Origin of the sequence: Gallibacterium genomosp. 1, assembly GCF_001678575.1 — a bacterium.
Lineage (GTDB): Bacteria > Pseudomonadota > Gammaproteobacteria > Enterobacterales > Pasteurellaceae > Gallibacterium.
The window spans coordinates 1-23,439 of sequence record NZ_JTJP01000003.1; the positions used below are offsets into that span (position 1 = coordinate 1).

At 39.0% G+C, this 23,439-nt stretch carries 19 protein-coding genes; 16 read left to right on the forward strand and 3 right to left on the reverse strand.

What is annotated here, in order from left to right:
* The 9 genes from QV04_RS00580 to QV04_RS00620 form a co-directional block, all read left to right on the forward strand.
* A partial coding sequence (locus QV04_RS00580; RefSeq protein ID WP_197494771.1) for a YadA family autotransporter adhesin occupies positions 1 to 1,705 on the forward strand: 1,705 nt, incomplete at its 5' end.
* Between the two features lie 153 nt (positions 1,706 to 1,858).
* Positions 1,859 to 2,428, forward strand: coding sequence for a UbiX family flavin prenyltransferase (locus QV04_RS00585; RefSeq protein ID WP_065233089.1), 570 nt, complete (start codon positions 1,859 to 1,861; stop codon positions 2,426 to 2,428).
* Positions 2,429 to 2,711: 283 nt separating this feature from the next.
* Positions 2,712 to 5,336 (forward strand): alanine--tRNA ligase, encoded by a 2,625-nt coding sequence (gene alaS / locus QV04_RS00590; protein WP_065233090.1) that lies wholly within the window; start codon positions 2,712 to 2,714, stop codon positions 5,334 to 5,336.
* A 104-nt stretch (positions 5,337 to 5,440) separates the two neighbouring features.
* Complete coding sequence (csrA, locus tag QV04_RS00595) at positions 5,441 to 5,629, forward strand: carbon storage regulator CsrA (RefSeq protein WP_021462397.1); 189 nt, start codon at positions 5,441 to 5,443, stop codon at positions 5,627 to 5,629.
* A gap of 28 nt (positions 5,630 to 5,657) precedes the next feature.
* Complete coding sequence (locus tag QV04_RS00600) at positions 5,658 to 7,022, forward strand: phosphomannomutase/phosphoglucomutase (RefSeq protein WP_039089588.1); 1,365 nt, start codon at positions 5,658 to 5,660, stop codon at positions 7,020 to 7,022.
* 77 nt (positions 7,023 to 7,099) lie between these two features.
* Positions 7,100 to 7,987, forward strand: a complete 888-nt coding sequence (galU, locus tag QV04_RS00605; RefSeq protein ID WP_065233091.1) for a UTP--glucose-1-phosphate uridylyltransferase GalU — start codon at positions 7,100 to 7,102, stop codon at positions 7,985 to 7,987.
* 358 nt (positions 7,988 to 8,345) lie between these two features.
* The gene (gene glpT / locus QV04_RS00610; RefSeq protein WP_039086543.1) at positions 8,346 to 9,803 is read left to right on the forward strand and encodes a glycerol-3-phosphate transporter; all 1,458 of its coding nucleotides are present in this window, start codon (positions 8,346 to 8,348) and stop codon (positions 9,801 to 9,803) included.
* Between the two features lie 138 nt (positions 9,804 to 9,941).
* On the forward strand, positions 9,942 to 11,036 hold the full coding sequence (gene glpQ / locus QV04_RS00615) for a glycerophosphodiester phosphodiesterase (RefSeq protein ID WP_039171171.1): 1,095 nt from the start codon (positions 9,942 to 9,944) through the stop codon (positions 11,034 to 11,036).
* Between the two features lie 173 nt (positions 11,037 to 11,209).
* Complete coding sequence (locus tag QV04_RS00620; protein WP_065233092.1) at positions 11,210 to 11,539, forward strand: ComEA family DNA-binding protein; 330 nt, start codon at positions 11,210 to 11,212, stop codon at positions 11,537 to 11,539.
* An 81-nt stretch (positions 11,540 to 11,620) separates the two neighbouring features.
* Here the strand turns inward: QV04_RS00620 and fis are convergent, their stop codons facing one another.
* Together fis and dusB are read right to left on the reverse strand one after the other, a co-directional pair.
* Positions 11,621 to 11,917 carry a DNA-binding transcriptional regulator Fis gene (fis, locus tag QV04_RS00625; RefSeq protein WP_013746362.1) on the reverse strand — a complete coding sequence of 99 codons (297 nt, stop codon included), beginning with the start codon at positions 11,915 to 11,917 and terminating at the stop codon, positions 11,621 to 11,623.
* Positions 11,918 to 11,945: 28 nt separating this feature from the next.
* A complete protein-coding gene (dusB, locus tag QV04_RS00630) occupies positions 11,946 to 12,920 on the reverse strand; it encodes a tRNA dihydrouridine synthase DusB (RefSeq protein ID WP_039133227.1) in 975 nt (324 codons plus the stop codon).
* A 327-nt stretch (positions 12,921 to 13,247) separates the two neighbouring features.
* Between dusB and QV04_RS00635 the strand changes: the two genes are divergently transcribed.
* The 6 genes from QV04_RS00635 to QV04_RS00660 all read left to right on the forward strand — a co-directional run bounded on the left by QV04_RS00635 (position 13,248) and on the right by QV04_RS00660 (position 21,079).
* On the forward strand, positions 13,248 to 16,289 hold the full coding sequence (locus tag QV04_RS00635; protein WP_065233093.1) for a glycoside hydrolase family 2 TIM barrel-domain containing protein: 3,042 nt from the start codon (positions 13,248 to 13,250) through the stop codon (positions 16,287 to 16,289).
* 212 nt (positions 16,290 to 16,501) lie between these two features.
* Entirely contained in the window at positions 16,502 to 17,221 is a 720-nt protein-coding gene (locus QV04_RS00640) for a DUF969 domain-containing protein (RefSeq protein ID WP_039162542.1), read from the forward strand.
* Positions 17,221 to 18,204, forward strand: coding sequence for a DUF979 domain-containing protein (locus QV04_RS00645; protein WP_021462390.1), 984 nt, complete (start codon positions 17,221 to 17,223; stop codon positions 18,202 to 18,204). The genes QV04_RS00640 and QV04_RS00645 overlap by 1 nt, the downstream gene beginning before the upstream one ends.
* Positions 18,205 to 18,213: 9 nt before the next feature.
* Entirely contained in the window at positions 18,214 to 19,206 is a 993-nt protein-coding gene (locus QV04_RS00650) for a DUF2891 domain-containing protein (protein ID WP_065230871.1), read from the forward strand.
* Positions 19,207 to 19,616: 410 nt separating this feature from the next.
* Positions 19,617 to 20,333, forward strand: coding sequence for an amino acid ABC transporter permease (locus QV04_RS00655; RefSeq protein ID WP_197494772.1), 717 nt, complete (start codon positions 19,617 to 19,619; stop codon positions 20,331 to 20,333).
* A gap of 2 nt (positions 20,334 to 20,335) precedes the next feature.
* Complete coding sequence (locus QV04_RS00660; RefSeq protein ID WP_065233094.1) at positions 20,336 to 21,079, forward strand: amino acid ABC transporter ATP-binding protein; 744 nt, start codon at positions 20,336 to 20,338, stop codon at positions 21,077 to 21,079.
* Positions 21,080 to 21,309: 230 nt separating this feature from the next.
* Here the strand turns inward: QV04_RS00660 and cysS are convergent, their stop codons facing one another.
* Positions 21,310 to 22,689 carry a cysteine--tRNA ligase gene (gene cysS, locus QV04_RS00665; RefSeq protein WP_065233095.1) on the reverse strand — a complete coding sequence of 460 codons (1,380 nt, stop codon included), beginning with the start codon at positions 22,687 to 22,689 and terminating at the stop codon, positions 21,310 to 21,312.
* Positions 22,690 to 22,827: 138 nt separating this feature from the next.
* Here cysS and QV04_RS00670 point away from each other — a divergent pair, with 138 nt between their 5' ends.
* Positions 22,828 to 23,340, forward strand: coding sequence for a peptidylprolyl isomerase (locus QV04_RS00670; protein ID WP_013746381.1), 513 nt, complete (start codon positions 22,828 to 22,830; stop codon positions 23,338 to 23,340).
* Positions 23,341 to 23,439: the final 99 nt, after the last annotated feature.

Consider the following 23,439-nt stretch of genomic DNA (forward strand, 5'->3'; position numbering starts at 1 on the left):
AACCATTAAATTGGCGAAAGATTTAACTGATTTACACTCTGTTACAACAACAGACGATAAGGGAAATACTACGCAAATTAATGGAAGCGGCTTAGCCACTACCGCTGATGGTAAGATTACTACTGTCACCAGTGATGGCATTACCATTGTTACAACCGATAAAGATGGCAATAGTGTATCTTTAACAAATAAGGGCTTAGATAATGGTCATCACCAAATTATCAATGTAAAAAGTGGATTGCTTGATCGACAAGGTAACCCTGTTACTTTGAAAAATGCATCAGGAGATATTCTTAATAACGCTGTGAATGTGAAAGATTTACGTGATGTCGTTCAAGGGCTAACCGATAGTGGTGAAGGCGGTGGCTTTGGGCTTACTGGTAATAACGGTGAAGTCCGTAAGAGCCTTGGCGAAACCATCACGCTTAAAGGCGGTATAGCCAATAAGCTAGAAAATGGTATTGATATGAATAAGCCTGAAAAAGCTACGACGGATAAAAATACCTATATTGATGTGAAAACCAGTAAAAACGGTTCAGAAAAAATAATGGTAGTAGAAATAGCCAAAGATTTAACCGATTTAAATAGTGCTGAATTTACAGATCAAAAAGGTAATACCACGAAAATGAAAGGTGATGGTATTTATATTGATAAAAACGGTGATGGCAACGCTGATATATCATTAACCTCCGAAGGCTTGAACAACGGCGGTAATAAAATTACCAACGTTGCTGATGGAACAGAGGATACCGATGCGGTTAATGTGAGTCAGCTAAACAAGCTTAAACAGGAAATTAAGCAAAATATTGGTGATGAGATTAATGAACTCAATGCTTATGCACCAGTTGTCTATACAGATAAAAACGGTAACCGTGTTATCAGAAAAGGAAATAAATTCGTTAAGAAAAATGATGAAACGGTTGAAATTTTACCACAAGATATCCGCTTAAGTTTGGTAAATAAAGATGGTAAATCAACTACGAATCCAAGCACATTGCAAAATGTGGCTGAAGGGGTTCAAGACACAGACGCTGTTAATGTAAAACAGCTTAAAGAGGCAACAGAAAAACCGCTAACATTTAATGGTGATGCCGGCTCATCTAGTACCAAATTAGGTGAAACCGTTGCTATTAAAGGTGGCGCAAATAGTGCTGATTTAACTGATAATAATATCGGCGTGATCGCAGATAGCTCCACTAAGACTTTAAATGTGAAATTGTCTAAGAAACTGAAAGGCTTAGAAAGTGCAGAGTTTGTGGACAATAATGGCAATACCACTAATATTACAGGCGATGGCGTGCATATTAGTGGCGGTAATGGAAGTAACGTGTCATTAACTTCTCAAGGATTGAATAATGGCGGTAACAGAATTACCAATGTTGCGCCGGGTGTGGAAGCAACCGATGCTGTCAATGTTAGTCAGTTGAATCAGGTTGGTGCAGCTTTACATAACCGTATTAATAATGTGGCGAAAGGTGCATATGGTGGTGTTGCTTCTGCTGGTGCAATGGCAAGTTTACCGCAAGCCTATTTACCAGGTAAAAGTATGGTTGCTGCTGGCGCAAGCCATTACCGTGGAGAGTCTGCAGTAGCATTAGGTGCATCTCGTATTTCAGATAATGGTAAGATTATTTTGAAATTAAATGCTAGCCATAATACTTCAGGAAATACAATGGTTGGAGCCGGTGTAGGCTATCAATTCTAGTTGTATTCTGTTATCTTGAGTCGAAAATAACCAACTAACTATCCAGTTAGTTGGTTATTTCATTATTGTAGTGAAGATAAAAACACCATTTTAATTGGGTAGAATCAATAATAAGCAAAATAATATGGTTATATTGTTTGAATGGAGAAACGGATGGAAAAAATTATTGTGGCAATATCTGGAGCATCGGGCATTGTTTATGCCATAGATTTACTGCAATCTTTACGAACAATAGGACAGCCGATAGAGATTCACGGCGTGGTGAGCCATTGGGCAAAAGAGAATTTGCGTATAGAAAGCAAAATGCAATTATCGGAACTATATCAGCTTATGGATTATCACTATTCCAATCGAGATATGACATCAACTATTGCTTCCGGCTCTTATTTAATTGATGCTATGGTTATTGTGCCAGCAAGTATGAAAACCGTTGCAAGCATCGCTTGTGGTTTTCACGATAGTTTGATTGGTCGAGCCGCAGATGTGACTTTGAAAGAACAACGTAAATTAATTATTGTGCCACGTGAATCACCGTTAAGCGTTATTCATTTAGAAAATTTGACCAAATTAGCAAAATTGGGGGCGCATATTATTCCGCCTATTCCGGCGTTTTATCATCCACCGCAATCGGTCGATGAATTGATTCGTCAACAAACCGGTAAAATTCTTGATTCATTAGGTTTAGAGCATCAATTAACACTGCGTTGGCAAAGCGGAAATTAAAAACGTAATGCAACAATCTGTCGATAATGGATAAATTGCGGAGCGAACAAGAAAATTTAGCGGAAAAGCGTTATTGCTCGTTCAACAAACGATAAAAATGTGCAAAAATAAGCAGGTTTATTTATCCGTCTTTTTCCAATAAAAATAACACCGTTGCGGTGATATTTTTTGGCGAGGAAGACAATTTTTCCGGAACTCATTTCGCGCTATTTATCTCGGCGGAGTACGGAATAATAATGAAAATAGAAGAATAAGACTTCTGAAAAAAAAGAATAGGATTTTTATGAAAACAACGGCAGAAATTAGACAATCTTATTTAGATTTCTTTCATAGTAAAGGGCATCAAATTGTTGCCAGCAGTTCATTAGTGCCAGAAAACGATCCTACCTTGCTTTTCACAAATGCAGGGATGAATCAATTCAAAGATGTTTTCTTGGGCATTGATAAACGATCTTATCATCGTGCCACTACCGCACAACGTTGCGTGCGTGCCGGCGGAAAACATAACGACTTGGAAAATGTCGGTTATACCGCTCGCCACCACACTTTCTTTGAAATGTTGGGGAACTTCAGCTTCGGCGATTACTTCAAAAATGACGCCATTCATTTTGCGTGGGAATTTTTAACTTCACCGCAATGGTTGGGCTTACCGAAAGAAAAATTATGGGTCACCGTGTATGAAACCGATGAAGAGGCGTATAACATTTGGCATCAACAAATTGGTGTGCCGGCAGATCGTATTGTCAGAATTGGAGATAACAAAGGCGCACCTTATGCTTCTGATAACTTCTGGCAGATGGGCGACACCGGTCCTTGCGGTCCTTGTACCGAAATTTTCTACGATCACGGTGATCACATTTGGGGTGGCCCTCCGGGTTCTGCTGAAGAAGACAGCGACCGCTATATCGAAATCTGGAATATCGTCTTTATGCAGTACAACCGTTTAGCGGACGGCACAATGGAAAAATTGCCGAAACCGTCTGTTGATACCGGAATGGGCTTGGAACGTATCAGTGCCGTATTGCAACACGTTAACTCCAACTATGATATTGATATTTTCAAAACCTTAATCGCTAAGGTGGCAGAAATTACCGGCGAAAAAGATCTTGCCAATAAATCATTGCGCGTGATTGCCGACCATATTCGTTCTTGCGCTTATTTGATCGCTGACGGCGTTTACCCTTCCAATGAAGGACGCGGTTATGTGTTGCGCCGTATTATTCGCCGCGCAGTGCGTCACGGTCATTTATTGGGAGCGAAGGAAACTTTCTTCTATAAATTAGTGCCGACATTGATCGAAGTTATGGCGCAAGCCGGTGAAATTATCAAAGAAAAACAAGCGCATATTGAAAAATTATTACGTTTGGAAGAAGAACAGTTTGCAAGAACATTGGAACGTGGTTTGGCACTATTAGATTCGGAATTGGCAGCGTTGAAAGGCGATGTGCTTTCCGGTGAAGTGGCGTTCAAACTTTATGATACTTACGGTTTCCCATTGGATTTAACCGCCGATGTTTGTCGCGAACGTAATATTTCTATTGATGAAGAAGGCTTCAATCGTGAAATGGAAGCGCAACGTGAACGCGCACAAGCAGCAAGCCAATTTGGTATGGATTACAATAATTTAATCCGTGTTGATGGCACTACTGCCTTTGAAGGGTATCACGCAGCAGAAAGTTTAGCCAAAGTGAGCGCAATCTTTGTTGATGGAAAAGAAGTTAATCAGGTTCAAGCTGGACAAAGTGCAGTGATTGTGCTTGAAAATACTCCATTCTATGCGGAATCAGGTGGGCAAATTGGCGATAGCGGTATTTTAGAAAGTGCTGATGTGCTCTTCACGGTCAATGATACGCAAAAATATGGTCAAGTATTCGGCCATATCGGTGAATTGAAAAAAGGCGAAATTAAAGTAGGACAAACGCTACACGCCGTTGTTGACGCAGAACGCCGTCAGGCAACTTCATTAAACCACTCCGCAACTCACTTATTACACGCCGCATTGCGCCAAGTGTTGGGAACGCACGTAGCACAAAAAGGTTCATTGGTTTCCGATAAACTGTTGCGTTTTGACTTCTCACAACCGGAAGCGATCAGCAAAGCACAAATTGCTGAAATTGAGCGTATTGTTAATGCACAAATCCGTGCCAATCACGTTGTCAGCGTGGAAGAGATGGATATTGAAGCGGCAAAAGCCAAAGGTGCAATGGCGTTATTCGGTGAGAAATATGGTGAGCGCGTCCGTGTGATTACAATGGGCGATTTCTCGATCGAACTTTGCGGTGGTATCCACGTTAAACGTACCGGCGACATCGGTTTATTCAAAATTGTTTCCGAAAGTGCCATTTCTGCCGGTACACGCCGTATTGAAGCGGTAACCGGTGAAGAAGCGTTTAATGTGGTGTTGGCGCAACAATCCTTACTAACACAAAGTGCGGAGTTGTTAAAATCTGATCTGCCGTCTATTGTTGAAAAAATTCAACAATTACAAGACAGAGCGAAAAAACTGGAAAAAGAGTTGCAACAATTAAAAGAAAAATCGGCTGTTCAAGCAGTTTCTGATCTAGCACAAAAAGCACAAACTATAAATGGTGTTAAAGTAGTAATAGAATCAGTGAGCGGTGTTGATCCTAAATCATTGAGAATAATGGTCGATGATTTGAAAAACCAACTTGGTTCGGCGGTGATTGTTTTTGGTGCAACACAAGATGAAAAAGTCAATCTTATTGTTGGCGTTACCCAAGACTTAACCGGTAAAGTAAAAGCTGGCGAATTAGTAAATCAACTAGCACAACTTGTCGGTGGAAAAGGGGGTGGCAGACCAGATATGGCGATGGCCGGCGGTAATGAGCCAGCAAAATTGAACGAAGCTTTAGCTTTAGCTCAGCAATTGTTAGCGGATAAGCTATAAAAAATCACCTCCGAAAGGAGGTGGATGACCTCGTGAAATGAACCTATCTGAAGTAACAAGATTGATAAATTTCTAATGGAAAAATACAGGAAAAGGAGTGAATTATGTTAATTCTAACTCGGAAAGTGGATGAGAAATTATTGATCGGTGATGATATTGCTATCAGTGTTCTTGAAATACGAGGAAACCAAGTCAAAATTGGCGTAGATGCACCGAAGGATGTTGCGATTTATCGTGAAGAAATTTACCACAAGGTAAAAGAAACACAGGATAAAGCACAACAAGAAGAGTAATTTTGGCAACTGAAAAATGAGGTAAAAAATGGATAAAATAACCTGTTTTAAAGCTTATGATATTCGTGGACGCTTAGGAGATGAGCTTAATGCGGATATAGCTTATCGAATTGGTCGTGCTTTTGGGCAATTTTTAAAGCCGAAAAGTATCGTTGTTGGTGGCGATGTACGTTTAACCAGTAAAGAACTGAAAAGTGCAGTAACAAACGGGTTACTGGATTCCGGTGTCGATGTTATCGATCTCGGTCAAACCGGAACTGAAGAGATCTATTTTGCTACTTCATTTTTAAAAACAGATGGTGGAATTGAGGTCACTGCAAGCCATAATCCAATGGATTATAACGGCTTAAAATTAGTACGTGAGGGCTCACGTCCAATCAGCGGTGACACCGGTTTAAAAGATATTCAACGTCTTGCTGAAGAAAACAATTTCCCTGAAGTCACCACTAGAGGTCAATATAAACAAATTTCCGTAGTGGATGATTATGTTGCTCATTTGCTTTCCTATATCGATTTAAGCAAATTAAAACCACTTAAATTGGTGATTAATTCCGGTAATGGTGCTGCTGGCCCTATTGTGGATAAAATCGAAGCTGTATTTAAACAAAAAAATGTGCCGGTTGAGTTTGTGAAAGTTCACAATAATCCAGATGGAACTTTCCCTAATGGCATTCCTAATCCTTTACTTCACGAAAATCGTCAGGATACCATTGATGCAGTATTAAAAAATAAAGCAGATATGGGAATTGCCTTTGACGGTGACTTCGACCGTTGCTTCCTATTTGATGAACACGGTAATTTTATTGAGGGTTATTATATTGTCGGTCTATTAGCTCAAGCATTCCTACAAAAAACACCGGGTGCAAAAATCATCTATGATCCTCGTTTGATCTGGAACACAGAAAAGATCGTGAAAGAACACGGTGGTGAAGCAATAATGTCCAAATCCGGACACTCATTTATCAAAGAAAAAATGCGTAGTGTTGATGCTGTTTATGGCGGTGAGATGAGTGCGCACCACTACTTCCGTGATTTCTTCTATTGTGATAGCGGAATGATTCCGTGGTTATTGGTAACTGAATTGCTTTGCACTACCGGTAAAACCTTAGGAGAATTGGTTGGACAAAGCGTAGAAACTTTCCCTTCTCCGGGTGAGATCAACAGCAAATTAGCGGATGCGAAAGTAGCGATTGAACGAGTAAAAGAGGCGTATGCACCAAATGCGGTTGATGTCAGCGAATTGGATGGTATCAGTATCGAATATCCTAACTGGCGTTTTAATTTGCGTTCTTCCAATACCGAACCGGTTGTGCGTTTGAATTTGGAAACACGCGGTGATAAGGCTTTAATGGAAGAAAAAACAGCTGAAATTTTAGCTTTATTACGTCAATAATAATTTAAAGATAACGTTAAATAACCGCACAATTGTGCGGTTATTTGTATATATAAAACAACAAAAGGAAATTTTTAATGAAAGCGATTATTCCTGTTGCAGGGTTAGGTACGAGAATGTTGCCGGCAACCAAGGCAATTCCAAAAGAGATGTTGACGATTGCGGACAAGCCGTTAATTCAATATATCGTCAGCGAATGCGTTGCTGCCGGCATTAAAGAAATTATTTTAGTTACTCACTCTTCAAAAAATGCGATAGAAAACCACTTCGATACCTCATTTGAACTGGAAACAATGTTGGAAAAACGAGTAAAACGTCAATTATTGGAAGAAGTGCGTTCTATCTGCCCGAAAGATGTCACCATTATGCACGTGCGTCAAGGTTATGCTAAAGGCTTAGGACACGCAGTACTTTGCGGTAAAGCATTAGTAGGAAACGAAGCTTTTGCCGTTGTATTGCCAGATGTGATTTTGGCTGAATTCACCGCCGATCAAAAAACAGAAAACTTAGCGGCAATGATTAAACGTTTTGAACAAACTCACGCTAGCCAAATTATGGTGGCTCCGGTAGCAAAAGAAGATGTTTCCAGCTATGGTATTGTTGACTGTGGCAATGAAGATCTCAGCCAACAAGAAAGTGCCGTGATTAAAAATATTGTGGAAAAACCAAGCGTGGATAAAGCTCCTTCCAATTATGCAGTAGTCGGACGTTATGTTTTCTCCGCAGCAATTTGGGATCTACTTGCCAGAACGCCAATTGGTGTCGGTGATGAAATCCAATTAACTGATGCAATTGATATGTTGATTAAACAGGAAACCGTAGAAGCCTTTACAATGAAAGGTAGAACATTCGATTGCGGTGATAAACTCGGTTATATGCAAGCGTTTGTCGAATATAGTTTGCATCATCCTAAATTAGGTGCGGAATTCAAAACTTATTTGAAACAGCTGGCAACTAAGATTTAATTAAAGTATTCACATTAAAAAGTTTTTAATCTCCTTTCAATTAAACAAACCGCCTAAAAATGGCGGTTTACCTCACTGTATCGTCAATTCCTGTCCTTTTGGTGGAGTCTGTCAATTTTCAGGTTATCGCAAAAATATCACTTTTTCATTTCAATAGCTGTTTAAAATTCTTTTTTGCTCATTTATTTGGCTTTTTTAAACCAAAAAATCATAAAGGAAAGAAAAAATATCAAATAATTTGTGATAACGCTCACAAATAATAAATTTGCCAGATAACATTATTTTCGTTTGGTGGTATCCTTATAAACCTTAAAGTTGTTTGCATTACTTAATTTTTATAACAAAAATAGGAGGACGTATGCTTGGTTTTTTAAAACCTTTACCGGAAAAACCTCTGTTACCAGAGGATAAAATCGATCCAACGTATAGACGTTTACGTTGGCAAGTCTTTATGGGAATTTTCTTTGGTTATGCCGCTTATTATTTTGTGCGCAGTAATTTTGACTTAGCACAGAAAGGGTTAATTGAAGCTGGTATGTATACCAAAACGGAATTAGGTGTTATTGGTATTGCACCGGGATTAGCTTATGGTTTATCAAAATTCTTTATGGCTACTGTTTCTGACCGTGCAAATCCGAAAGCATTTTTACCGTTTGGTTTAATGTTATCCGGTTTGTGTATGACATTAATGGGATTAGTACCTTGGGCAACCTCAGGCATCCTCATTATGTTTATCCTTTTATTCCTCAATGGTTGGTTCCAAGGAATGGGTTGGCCACCTTGCGGTAAAACAATGGTGCACTGGTGGTCACAAAAAGAACGCGGAACTATCGTATCTATTTGGAATACCGCACATAACCTTGGAGGTATGGTGCCAGCTGTATTAGTTGGTCTGGCAAGTATGATTTATGCAGCTAACCACCCTGAAGTAGCGAAAGTAACTTTCGGTCACGTTTGGCAACAAGCGCTTTACTATCCAGGTATTGCAGCAATGGTAGCAGCTGTTATCATCTATTTTGTAATGAAAGATACTCCTCAATCTTGCGGTTTGCCACCAATTGAAGTGTATAAAAATGATTATCCTGAAAACTACGATGCGAAAAAATCAGAACAAACTTTAAGCACAAAAGAGATCCTTTTAAATTATGTGTTGAAAAATCGTTTGTTATGGTACATCGCGATTGCTAACGTATTCGTTTACTTAATCCGTTATGGTGTGTTGAAATGGTCACCGGTTTATTTAGGTGAAGTGAAACACTTTGATATCAAAGCAACTGCATCCGCTTATGCAATTTATGAATTTGCCGCCATTCCAGGTACATTACTTTGTGGTTGGGTATCAGATAAAGTGTTCAAAGGTAAACGTGGTTTAACTGGTTTCGTATTTATGGTGATGGTAACTATTGCGGTTGTTGTCTTCTGGTTAAATCCAGCAACTCCAGCAGACCAAATAGCATATTACTCAACATTACCTTGGTATAAAAACCCATATCAATTAACCGACTTCATTATGATGACTATTATTGGCTTCTTAATCTACGGGCCGGTAATGTTAATCGGTTTACACGCACTTGAATTGGCACCGAAAAAAGCAGCTGGTACATCTGCTGGTTTCACCGGTTTATTCGGTTACTTAGGCGGTACAGTTGCAGCAAGTGCAGTTATTGGTTGGGCAGCAGATAAATATGGTTGGGACGGCGGCTTCTATATTATGATTGGCGGTTCTGTTATAGCCTGTTTATTAATGCTTGTTACTATGATGGAAGAAGGCAAACATAAAGCAAAAATTGCCAGAGAAGATCGTTACGGTAACTAATTCTAAATTTAAAAGGCGATAACTTGGGGGTGTCGCCTTTTTTACCTCTAAATTTGATAATCGTAACTGATAAAGTCTATTCATTAATTATTCCGTTTTAAAGGGAAATATTTTCAACAATAAGTAAAGGGGAAAACTATGAAACTGAAACATGTTGTAGTGGCATTAATGGGCGTTGGTTTATTAGCAGGTTGTGCAGCACAATCAGCAACACAAACAGTATCTTGCGATAAAAAACTGGTAATTGCTCATCGTGGAGCAAGTGGTTATTTACCAGAACATACTTTGGAATCTAAGGCATTGGCATTTGGACAGAATGCTGATTATCTGGAACAAGACTTAGTGATGACAAAAGATAACCATCTGATAGTAATTCACGATCACTTCTTAGATGGTTTGACCGATGTAGCGAAGAAATTCCCGAATCGTCATCGTAAGGACGGAAAATATTATGTAATGGATTTCACCTTGGCTGAAATTAAAACACTTAATATGACCGAAAACTTCAAAACCGAAAATGGTAAACAAGTTCAAGTTTATCCTGATCGTTTTCCAATGTGGAAATCTAATTTCAAAATCCACACTTTTGAAGAAGAACTTGAATTTATTCAAGGTTTAGAAAAATCAACCGGTAAGAAAATTGGTATTTATCCTGAAATTAAAGCGCCTTGGTTGCATCATCAAGAAGGTAAAGATATTGCATTGGCTACCTTAAAAGTATTGAAAAAATATGGCTATACCAACAAAAACGATCTCGTTTATTTGCAAACCTTCGATTTTAATGAGCTAAAACGCATTAAAACTGAATTGGAGCCGAAGTTAGGAATGGATTTAAAACTGGTACAATTAATTGCTTATAGTGATTGGCACGAAACCGAAGAGAAGAATGCTCAAGGTAAATGGGTAAATTACAGCTATGACTGGATGTTCAAACCGGGTGCAATGGAGGAAATCGCGAAATATGCCGATGGTGTTGGTCCGGGCTGGTATATGTTGGTTGATGATGAAAAATCATCATTAGGTAATATCAAGTACACTCCAATGGTAAAAGAAATTGCTGTACAAAAATTAGAATTACACCCTTATACCGTGCGAAAAGATGCTTTACCAAAATATATGACCAATGTGAATGAAATGTATGATGCATTGTTCAATAAAGCTGGTGCGACTGGATTATTCACCGATTTCCCTGATTTAGCAGTTAAATTCTTAGAAAATCAGTGTAAAAAATAAATTTCAGTAATCTTTTTTTATCCGCCCAATATTGTGAGTATTGGGCGTTTTTTTCTTTTTTGCGATCAGCTTCCCATTTTTTCAACAAGAAAATCGCTGAATAGGTTTGCCTTATAGAAAATAGCATTGCCAGATCAAATGGCACCTATAGTTGAAAATTTATGAGGTAACTTATGAAATTAAAACATTTATTAGCGTTAATTTTCAGTTCACTAGCACTGTTGTCCGGTTCGGTTGCCGTGGCGGAAAGCTCCAATCCACTACCGGCAGCTGAAACGGCACAACTCCAACAGGCAACGCAGAATGATAAAGTGAATTTAAATAATGCCACTGCTGAACAGCTACAAAAAGGACTGGTCGGTATTGGTGCGAAAAAGGCACAGGCGATTATCGAGTATCGTGAACAGCACGGGCCGTTTGTTTCAGTGGAACAGATTACCGAAGTAAAAGGTATCGGTTCGGCTATTTTTGAAAAGAATAAAGATCGTTTAGCGATTGAATGATTACATCATTAAACAAAAGAAAATTGCTCCTAACTTTGCAGCTAGGGGCAATTTTTTCGTCATCTGAAATTCAGTTCAGGATCAACCCATACCGTATTTTTTTAATTTTTTACGTAATGTACCGCGGTTAATTCCTAACATTGTTGCTGCACGAGTTTGGTTACCACGAGTATATTGCATAACCATATCCAACATTGGATGCTCAACTTCCGCTAATACGAGTTCATAGAGATCATTAACGTCTTGACCATTTAATTGCGCCAAATAATTTTTTAATGCTTGTTTTACAGAGTCACGTAATGGTTTATTTGTTACTTGTGCCTGAGCATTTAACGTTGAAACGGTTAATGCATCAGCATTGCTACGTTGTTCTAACATTTTTTCCCTTTTATATACTTTATTATGATCACGACATAGGTCGGATTGAACACAAAAATTCTTCCAACGCCGTTAACTGATCGCTCGGATTGGTTAGGGCGTTAAAAGATCGCTTAAAATCAGAAACAGGAGAAATTCGATCCAAATACCAGGCTACGTGTTTACGTGCAATACGATAACCTTTTTCCGTACCATAAAATTGATGCAAAGCGGCAATATGTTGCAAAATAATGGTTTTTTTCTCAGAAAACGGCACTTGTTGCGAAACTTTTCTCGTTTCTAATAATTCAGTAATTTCTCGAAAAATCCACGGATTCCCCAATGCACCACGTCCCAGCATAACTGCATCGGCTTCGGTATAATCCAAGACATATTTCGCTTTCTGTGCAGAATCAATATCGCCATTGGCAATGACTGGGATTGATACTGCTTTTTTCACCGCTTTAATACTTTCGTATTCTGCCTCACCATTAAACAGGCAGGCTCTTGTCCTTCCGTGAATCGAAAGAGCTTGAACACCAGCATCTTCTGCGATTTTAGCGATTAAAAGGCAGTTTTTATGTTGTTGATCCCAGCCTGTTCTTATTTTTAACGTGACCGGAACATCAACCGCCTTAACCACTGCATTTAAAATCTTGGCAACCAGATCAGGATATTGTAACAGTGCTGAACCGGCTAATTTTCGATTTACTTTTTTAGCTGGGCAACCCATATTAATATCAATAATCTCAGCACCATAACCAACGTTTACTTGCGCTGCTTGAGCCATCTCATCCGGATCACTACCAGCAATCTGCACGGCGTTAATTCCGATTTGCGGATGATGAGCTAAACGTAATTTGGATTTTTCAGTATGCCATACATCCGGATTGGTTGACATCATCTCTGAGAATGTTAATGCTGCCCCATATTGGGAACAAATCCGTCGAAACGGGAGATCAGTAATCCCAGCCATAGGTGCTAAGATAACCGGATTTTTCAAACTGAATTGACCAATCTGCACGCTTAATTACCTATCACTGTACTACTTCTGTTTTCTCGTTATGATAAATCTGAATGATGACAAAATCGCCAGCTTTGAGGGCTGAAACGGTCGCTTATCATACGCACTTTTATTCAATTAGTGAAGAGTTAAATCGTATTTATCGCAGAAAAAGTGTCTTTTTTTTCATCTTAATTTGCTGAAACTTTAAACAGAACAATTTTTTTGCAAATTCGTTAGCAAATTTGATCAAACTTAATTGCGAAAAGCAATAGAAAAAAGGAAGATAACTGCTTTTAAAAAATAATTTTTGTCGTTCTGCCTTTAAAACATTAAAAAGGAGAAAATATGTTGTTGCAACCAAACTTGGATTGGTTATCCGATCCGTCCGTTTTTGCCGTTAATCGTTTAAATGCACATTCCGATCACTGCTATTATTCAACATTGAAACAGGCTCAATGCAATGCCACAATGTCGATGCGTTATTCGCTAAACGGTGAATGGTATTTTCATTATGCGAAAAATCCCCAGTTGCAACCAAAAGGATTCTATCAAGCGAATGTTGATAATCATAGCTGGTCAACAATTCGTGTGCCAGGACATATTCAATTACAAGGGTTTGCACAACCACATTATGTAAATACAATGTATCCTTGGGATGGCAAAGAAGATATTCGTCCACCAGTAATTCCTCAAAATGAAAACGGTGTCGGCTGTTATGTCACTTATTTTTCTATACCATCAGCGTGGCAATCACAACCAGTTTTTATCTCTTTTCAAGGCGTTGAAACAGCATTTTATCTTTGGCTCAATGGTCATTTTGTTGGTTACAGCGAAGATTCCTTTACCCCAGCGGAATTTGAATTAACCCCTTATTTACAATCCGGCGAAAATAAATTAGCAGTGGCGGTATACCAACGTAGCACTGGTAGTTGGTTGGAAGATCAGGACTTTTGGCGTTTCTCCGGTATTTTTCGTGATGTTTATCTTTACACTATTCCGAAAATTCATCTCTATGATTTGGAGATTAAACAACACCTTTCTGAAAACCTACAAACAGCGGAAATTCTGATTAACGGGCAATTTTCAACACACAGTGAAAATGCAAAAACAGTACAAATAATGTTGTGCGATCAAGAGGGTATCTCCCTTGCCACCACTGAACAACAGTTGACAACAACAACCTTCAACGCATCCTTGCTTATCGCTAATCCACATTTATGGAGTGCCGAATCGCCCTATCTTTATCAGCTTTATATCCAAATTTTCGACCGACATCATAAATTGATTGAAGTGATCCCGCAGCCGGTCGGTTTACGCCGTTTTGAAATGAAAAACGGCGTGATGTGCTTAAATGGAAAACGCATTATGTTCAAAGGCGTCAATCGCCACGAATTTCACCACCAGCGCGGACGTGCGATCAACGAACAAGATATGTTGGCAGATATTCAAATTTTGAAACAACACAATATCAATGCTGTCAGAACATCACACTATCCTAATCAAAGTCGCTGGTATCAATTGTGCGATCAATACGGTATTTATCTGATCGATGAAACTAATCTTGAAACGCACGGATCGTGGCAAAAAATGGGTAACGTTGAACCATCGTGGAATATTCCGGGTAATGATTTACGTTGGAATGCGTGCGTGTTGGATCGAGCAAAATCAATGTATGAACGTGATAAAAATCACCCGTCTATCTTAATTTGGTCGTGTGGTAATGAATCTTATGCGGGGGAAGTATTGCTTAATGTTGCCAATTATTTTCGGCAAAAAGATCCGCAACGGTTAGTGCATTATGAAGGCGTTTTCCATTGTCGTGAATTCGATCAAATTAGCGATATAGAAAGCCGAATGTATGCCAAGCCTCACGAAATTGAACAATATTTGCAACAAAATCCACAAAAACCATATATCAGTTGTGAATTTAGTCACGCAATGGGGAATTCTAATGGTAATTTGCATAAATATATAGCATTAGAAAAATATGAAAAATATCAAGGAGGTTTTATTTGGGATTTTATCGATCAAGCTTTATTAAGTAAGGATCGTTACGGTAATGATTATTTAGCCTATGGCGGTGATTTTGACGACCGACCAACAGATCGTAATTTCTGCTGTAACGGTTTGATCTTCGCCGATCGCCGCTTATCGCCGAAAATGCAGGAAGTGAAATTCCTCTACCAAAATATCAAACTCTACCCACAAAAAGATAAGGTATTGATTAAAAACGAAAATCTTTTTATCGATACGCAAGATTACTACTTTGTGGCAACGTTGCGTCTTGATGGCGAAATTAAACAAAGTTACCGCTTTGATACGCTTATTCCGGCACAAACGGAACGGCTAGTGCCACTGCATTGGGATGAATATAATTGGCTTGAGAATGGTGAATATTGCGTAGCAGTCAGCGTGCATTTAAAACAGAAAACCTTGTGGGCAGCGGCAGACAGCGAATTGGGCTTCGGACAGTTTATTGTTGCGCAAACCGCTAATAAAACCCAAGAATCACAAATAACGGCATTACCACCGCTAAAAATGGTCGTGGGCGATATTAATGTCGGCGTATTTGGCGATCACTTCTCTGCACTGTTTTCACGACAGGAAGGCAGCCTAATTTCATTAAAATTTGGCGATAACGAACTAATCAAAACGGCACCGATGCCATTATTCTGGCGCGCAACTACCGACAATGACCGTGGCACAAACAGACGTTTTAAAGCCGGTTACTGGTTAATGGCAAGCCTATGCGGACGCTGTCATAAAATGGATTGGCAACAGCATCAAGACGGCAGTGTTAGTGTCAGCTTTGATTATATTTATCCTATTTATCAACAACTTAAAGTAACGGTAACATATAACATTCAATGTAACGGTGAAATAAAAGTGCATTGTCATTATTTTGGAGAAGCAAACTTGCCGAATTTACCGATTTTTGCATTAAGTTTTCGCGTTGATGCGGATTATCAGCATTTACGTTGGTATGCGATGGGTGAAGCAGAAAATTATCAGGATCGTTGTAGCGGCGCAAAATTGAAAATTTTTGAAAACAACGTTCAAGATAACTACACCTTTTATACTATTCCACAAGAATGCGGAAACCGAACCGGTGTACGTTGGGTGGAGTGTCGTCAATCAACAGGCGGTTTTAAAATCGAAGCTATAGATAAACCGTTATCTTGCAATTTCTTGCCTTATACTGCTTTTGAATTGGAACAGGCACAACACCATTATGAATTACCGCCAATACATTATACTGTGGTTACAATTGCCGCCCAACAGATGGGGGTTGGTGGTGATGACAGCTGGGGTGCGGAAGTACATCCGGAATATTGCCTACCGGCGGATGGTGAACTCTCTTTTGCTTTTGTAATTAAGGTAGTGTAGCTTCTATTAAAACTTTACTTTAGACCTTATAGGGAATCTTATTCAGAAAACGAAACTCTAAATGAAAAATTCCAACACAGATCACAAAAACAATTATGTAACCTTATTTACACATTATTACCCCTCCGATATAGTGTTTGAATGTTGATGATTAAATCAACAAACTATCTGATAAACACATCGTATTTTCATTTTTTAGGAGGATTACACTTATGGATAGTGCAACTTTGCTCCCTCTTATCGGCATCCCTATTGTTGTAATAGGGTTTGCCCTCCGCTTCAATCCATTACTGGTTGTTGTTATTGCTGGCATAGCGACCGGTTTAATGGTTGGAATGGATTTTGGAATGTTGCTTGAAACTTTTGGTGAGAAATTTATCAATAGCCGTTCATTAGCTACTTTTATTTTGATTTTACCTGTAATAGGTTTGCTTGAATATTATGGTTTAAAAGAACGTGCGCAGGCTTGGGTTGCGAAAATAGCCAGCGCCACTTCGGCACGTATTCTAATGCTCTATTTTGTGGTACGAGAAGGAACAGCAGCATTAGGATTAATGTCTTTAGGTGGACACGCTCAAACCGTACGCCCCCTGCTTGCACCAATGGCAGAAGGTGCTGCACTGAATAAATATGGTGATTTACCACAACATATCCGTGACAAGATCAAAGCACACTCTGCCGCTTGCGACAATATTGCCGTTTTCTTTGGAGAAGATATTTTTATTGCTTTCGGGGCAGTATTGCTGATTGATGCATTTTTGAAAGAAAACGGTATTACCAATATTGAACCATTACATATCGGACTTTGGGCAATTCCAACCGCTATTGCAGCATTAATCATTCATATGTTCCGCCTTGTTCGTTTAGATGCTGCTATTCATCGAGATGTCATAGCGTGGCAAGCGCAACAGGAAAAAAGAGGTATAAAATAATGACAACCTTACTTTCAATTAATGGTGTTTACTATCTGATTGGTTTTGTAGTAATGATTTTAGTCGTGATGACATTAAGTGATAAAGCTAATCCGAAACGATTCACGACTGCACTGTTCTGGTTTTTATTTGGCAGCACATTTCTCTTTACAGATTTAATGATTGATTTGTTTGGTAAATCAATCACCTATCGTATTGTTGGTATAGAAGTGATTATTATTGCTCTGCTTGCTGGTTGTGGTTTAGTAGGTAAAGGGCATTATCCGATGTCGAACGATCAACAGCGTGAACAATCCGCTATAAAACTGGGGAATTGGTTGTTTTTACCTGCATTATTAATTCCTATTGTCACAGTTATCGGCACAGTCGGATTAAAAGGTATTTCTGTTGGCGGTATTTTTTTATTAGATCAAAAATACCTAACTTTAGCTTCGCTTTGTATCGCCTGTATTACAGCGATTTTAGTAGGTTGGAAATTAACCGGTGGTACGCCGTTACACGCAATTCGTCAATCACGTCGCTTAGTGGATACCATTGGTTGGGCTGCTATTTTACCGCAAATGTTGGCAATGCTAGGAGGTGTATTTGTGGCAGCAAATACCGGTGATTCTGTTCAAAAAGTGGTTAGCTTATTTATCGACCCCAATAACCGTTTTTTGCTGGTTTTAACTTACTGTGTTGGTATGGCGTTATTTACAATGGTAATGGGTAACGCATTTGCTGCTTTCCCTGTATTAAGTGCCGGCATTGCATTACCGTTTTTAGTCTTAACTCATCAAGCCGATCCTGCACCGCTGTTTGCAATCGGAATGTATGCTGGTTATTGTGGCACTTTAATGACGCCAATGGCAGCGAACTTTAACATTGTGCCAGCAGCATTACTGGAATTACAAGACAAATACCAAGTGATTAAAGTGCAGATTCCATCCGCTGTCAGTATCTTAATTGCCAATATTTTATTAATGTATTTTATTGTTTTCTAAGGAGATATTATGAAGTTAACACGACAACAGGCATTTGAGTTTGCTAATATGCCACTCACCTTTTTAAGGCAAGAATATCCAAATCATATTATGCATTTATTAAACAGTGAGAAAGATATTTTATCTCCCCGTCAACTACACCCTATTTTTTATGGTTGTTTTGACTGGCACTCCGCAGTACACGGTTATTGGTTATTATTACGCTGCTTAAAAATCTATCCGGAACTGGCGTGCAAAAATGACATTATTCAACTCTTTACTGAACACTTTACTAAGGAAAATTTAGCACAGGAACTTGCTTATTTCCAAGCACCTTTTCGTGCTTCTTTTGAACGCCCTTATGGTTACAGCTGGTTGTTAGCATTGGCACAGGAACTAAAACAATCCACCTTAGAGGAAGCCCAAACGTGGTATCAAACATTACAACCATTGACTCAAGATCTGCGTAATCGTCTAATTGAGTATCTCAACAAATTAAGCTATCCGATTCGTGTTGGAACGCATTTTAATACTGCATTCGCACTTGTATTGGCGTTGGATTACGCTAAAGCCCTCAAGGATCAAGAATTGGAACAATCAATATTAAATGCTTGTAAACGTTTTTACTTGGATGATAGTAATTATCCGGCACAATATGAACCTGCGGGAGATGACTATCTTTCCGGCGCATTAACTGAAGCATTATTGATGAGTAAGATAATAACCAATTTTACTCAATGGTTTGATCGTTTTTTACCAAATACGCAACTTCAACGTTTACTACATCCGGCGGAAGTAAGTGATCGTACTGATCCGAAAATTGCTCATTTAGACGGTTTAAATTTAAGCCGTGCTTGGTGTTTTAAAGATATAGCTCGTTCATTACCGGTAGATCATACTTTGCAACCTGTTTTACAAAAAGCAATTATGGATCACCTGAACGCAAGTTTACAGCACGTTGTCGGCAGCCATTACAGTGGTGCTCACTGGCTGGCAAGTTTTGCCGTATTGGCATTAGAATGAAGCTTGATTTCAAGCTACTAATAAGTTTAAAAGATTCTCCATTTTCTACGGTATAAAATGAAGAACGGCAAATGATTAATTAGGGCATTTTTTCTTGCACGAGCAAAAATAAAATCGCCCTTTTTATGAAACTAAAAATAAAGTCTGAATATTGCTACAGTAAAAATCGATCAATGAATACAAGTCCACAGAAACATCCTCCACGAAACTATCATAACCTATGATAACATTGTCTTTTTTGTAAAAATTTCTAAAAACTAACACCCATATTGCAGAAATAGCAATATCCAAACAAAATTTTTAAATAAAACCTTAACAGAAAGGCAAAAGAAAGGTAAATTAATCCATTTCCCAATAATTTTATGGAGTAGATATTAGTGAGTAGTTCGATTACGGAATCCATTTCCGCAATTTTTCACTTAATTTTGAGTAATCTGCCGTGGATGGATGATAATAAAGCAACCATTGCGATTGATGCATTCTTCCCAATGTTGCAAGGGATGACTCTTTACACCATTCCATTAACCATTATTTCATTTATTGTCGGAATGATGATTGCGTTAGCGATTGCATTGCTTCGAGTTACACCTCGCAAACATTTTCTACATAAAATCGCTTATGCACTTTCCAGTTTTTACATTTCAGCAATTCGTGGCACACCGTTATTAGCACAGCTATTTATTATTTTCTATGCACTACCGAATGTAGGCATCACACTCGATCCGCTCCCGACAGCAATTATTGCCTTTTCATTAAACACTGGGGCTTATGCATCCGAAACGGTGCGAGCGGCGATTTTATCCGTACCGAAAGGGCAATGGGAAGCCGGTTATACTATTGGAATGAGTTATTGGCAAAACTTTTTTCGTATCATCGCTCCTCAAGCATTACGAGTAGCTGTACCACCGCTTTCTAATAGCTTTATCGGTTTATTAAAAGAAACCTCACTTGCCAGCGTAGTGTTAGTGCCGGAAATGATGCGTCAGGCAAATGTGATCTCTTCACGCACCTATGAATTTTTGTTGGTTTATTGCGAAGCAGCATTAATTTATTGGATTGCCTGTGCCATTCTCGGCTATGCACAACAACGTCTTGAAAAACATTTTGAACGTTATGTAGCGAGGTAATTATGTTATCAATCAATAATTTACATAAATCCTTCGGTGATCACGAAGTGTTAAAAGGGATCGATATACGCATTAATAAAGGTGAAGTGATTGTGTTGCTCGGTGCTTCCGGTTCAGGCAAAACCACGCTATTGCGTTGTTTAAATGTTTTGGAAACGCCGGATGCTGGCACACTGACATTTGATGACGGCTCATTGTCGATTGATTTTTCACAGCCGTTAACTAAAGAAAAAATTCAGGCATTACGCAAAAAAAGCGGGATGGTTTTCCAGAATTACAACCTGTTTCCGCACAAAACTGCACTGGAAAATATCACTGAAGGGTTGATTGTAGTGCAGAAAATGCCTAAAGCTGAAGCGGAGCAGAAAGCACGCCATTTATTGGAACGCGTGGAATTGGCTGATAAAGCTAATTTTTATCCATTCCAGTTATCCGGTGGTCAACAACAGCGTATCGGTATTGCTCGTGCATTAGCGATTGAGCCACAATTAGTGTTATTCGATGAACCGACTTCTGCCCTTGACCCCGAATTGGTGCAGGGAATGTTGGCATTGATGAAATCTTTAGCCTCTGAAGGCTGGACAATGGTGATTGTGACACACGAAATTCAATTTGCTCGAGAAGTGGCGGATCAGGTGATTTTGATGGGTGACGGTAAAATTATTGAACAAGGCACACCAGAGCAGCTTTTTGAATACAGCACCAATCCGAGAACAAATGCATTCTTACGTTCGATTCGTCGATAGTTGTTGTTTAATTGCTCTTTTGTTTGGAATTGCCTAAAAGCCCCCAACCCACTGACAAGCCCACCTTTTTAGACATTCTGTCAAAGGTGGGTTTATTTTTTGTCGTTTTATCTCTTTCTCTTGTATTTCTCTTCAAATAGCCTATCAAGCGGTCTTATTTTTAACCTATGGAACATTGCGACAAATTCAAGCATCACACAAAAGGCAGAACTTAAAGCCAAATAAAATCTTTACCCCTTACGCCAAGTCGTACCGTTTGCACCATCCTCAATCACCACGCCCATAGCAGCTAGCTTATCACGTGCGGCATCAGCAGCAGCCCAGTCTTTATTGGCTCTAGCTTGATTACGTTGTGCAATTAATGTTTCAATTATTTTAGTTTCATCATCATCCATACCGGCTTGTAAGAAAGTTTCCGGATCTTGATATAACAAGCCCAATACCCCTGCCAACTCTCTTAAACGTGCAGCAAAAGCATCCGTTTGTGGATTCTGTTCTGCTTTTAATTTGTTTAATTCACGTGCCATATCAAATAGAACCGACAACGCACCTGGCGTATTAAAATCATCGTCCATTGCGGCTTTAAAGGCTTCGATAAACTGTTCACCACCGGCAGCAGTAGCATTGGCATCAGTGCCTCGTAAGGCGGTGTATAAACGTTCCAATGCTGAATGTGCCAATTTTAAATTCTCTTCGCTGTAATTTAATTGGCTGCGATAATGTGCCGTTAACAAGAAATAACGCACGCTTTCCGCATCATAATGTTGTAACACGTCACGGATAGTAAAGAAATTGCCTAACGATTTCGACATTTTCTCTTTATCAACCATAATCATTCCAGAATGCAGCCAATAATTAACATAAGCACCTCCGTGCGCACAGCACGACTGAGCAATTTCATTTTCGTGGTGAGGAAACATCAAATCTGAACCGCCACCGTGAATATCAAAATGTTCACCAAGCTGTTTGCAGTTCATTGCCGAACATTCAATATGCCAACCGGGACGACCTGCCCCCCACGGCGATTGCCAGCTCGGTTCATTCTCTTTTGACATTTTCCATAATACGAAATCCATCGGATTTTTCTTGATATCATTGATCTCAACGCGTGCGCCTGCCTGCAATTGAGATAAATCTTGACGGGATAATTTACCGTATTCTGGGAATGAATCGACATCAAACATCACATCACCATTTTGAGCTACATAGGCGTGCCCGTTATCGATCAATCTTTGCACCAGTGCAATAATTTCTGGAATATGATGTGTAGCTCGTGGCTCAAAATCAGGACGTTGGATATTCAAAGCCTCAAAATCTTTATACATTTCTGTTACCATCCGATCAACCAAATGCTCACAGGTTTCGTGATTTTCTAGCGCACGTTTGATAATTTTATCGTCCACATCAGTGATATTACGCACATAAGTCAAGTGGTAACCTAAATAACGTAAATAACGAGCGATAACATCAAAGCTAACAAAAGTACGCCCGTGTCCAATATGACAAAGATCATAGACAGTTACACCGCACACATACATTCCTACCTGATTAGGATGAATAGGGGTAAAAATCTCTTTTTCTCGTTTTAATGTATTAAAAATCTTTAACATATTGATGACCTTACTTTTTTACTCTTTAATCTGATCTCTTTCTCACCACGCTGATATCGTGTTTTTTGCAAAAATAGACCACTTTTACATTTTGTGGAATAATAATGCGATTTTTCACATTATTTAAAGGAATAGCTAATGATAATACTACACACCAATTTTGGCGATATTAAAATTGCATTAAATTTTGAAAAAGCACCGATTACCGCAGAAAACTTCTTAAATTACTGCAAAGAAGGCTTCTACAACAACACCATTTTTCACCGTGTAATCAACGGTTTTATGATTCAAGGTGGTGGAATGGAAACCGGAATGAAAGAGAAAGCGACCAAAGCACCGATTCGCAATGAAGCCAATAATGGGCTTAGTAATAAGCGTGGTACTATCGCAATGGCACGCACTTCCGATCCGCATTCTGCTTCTGCACAATTCTTTATCAACGTTGCTGATAACACTTTCTTAGATTACCGAGCAAAACAGATGTTCGGACGTGAAGTCGTACAAGATTGGGGCTATGCTGTGTTCGGTGAAGTGGTTGAAGGAATGGATGTAGTCGATAAAATCAAGGCGGTAAAAACCGGTAATAAAGGTTTCCATCAAGATGTGCCGACAGAAGATGTGGTAATCACTTCCGTTACAGTAGAAGAATAATTTTCTACGCCGTTTCTATTATTGTTTACTTCTATCCAACACTGTCAGAAATAAAAATGCCGCCTATATTAATGATCTGCCCCCGAAAAGTTGGACTGC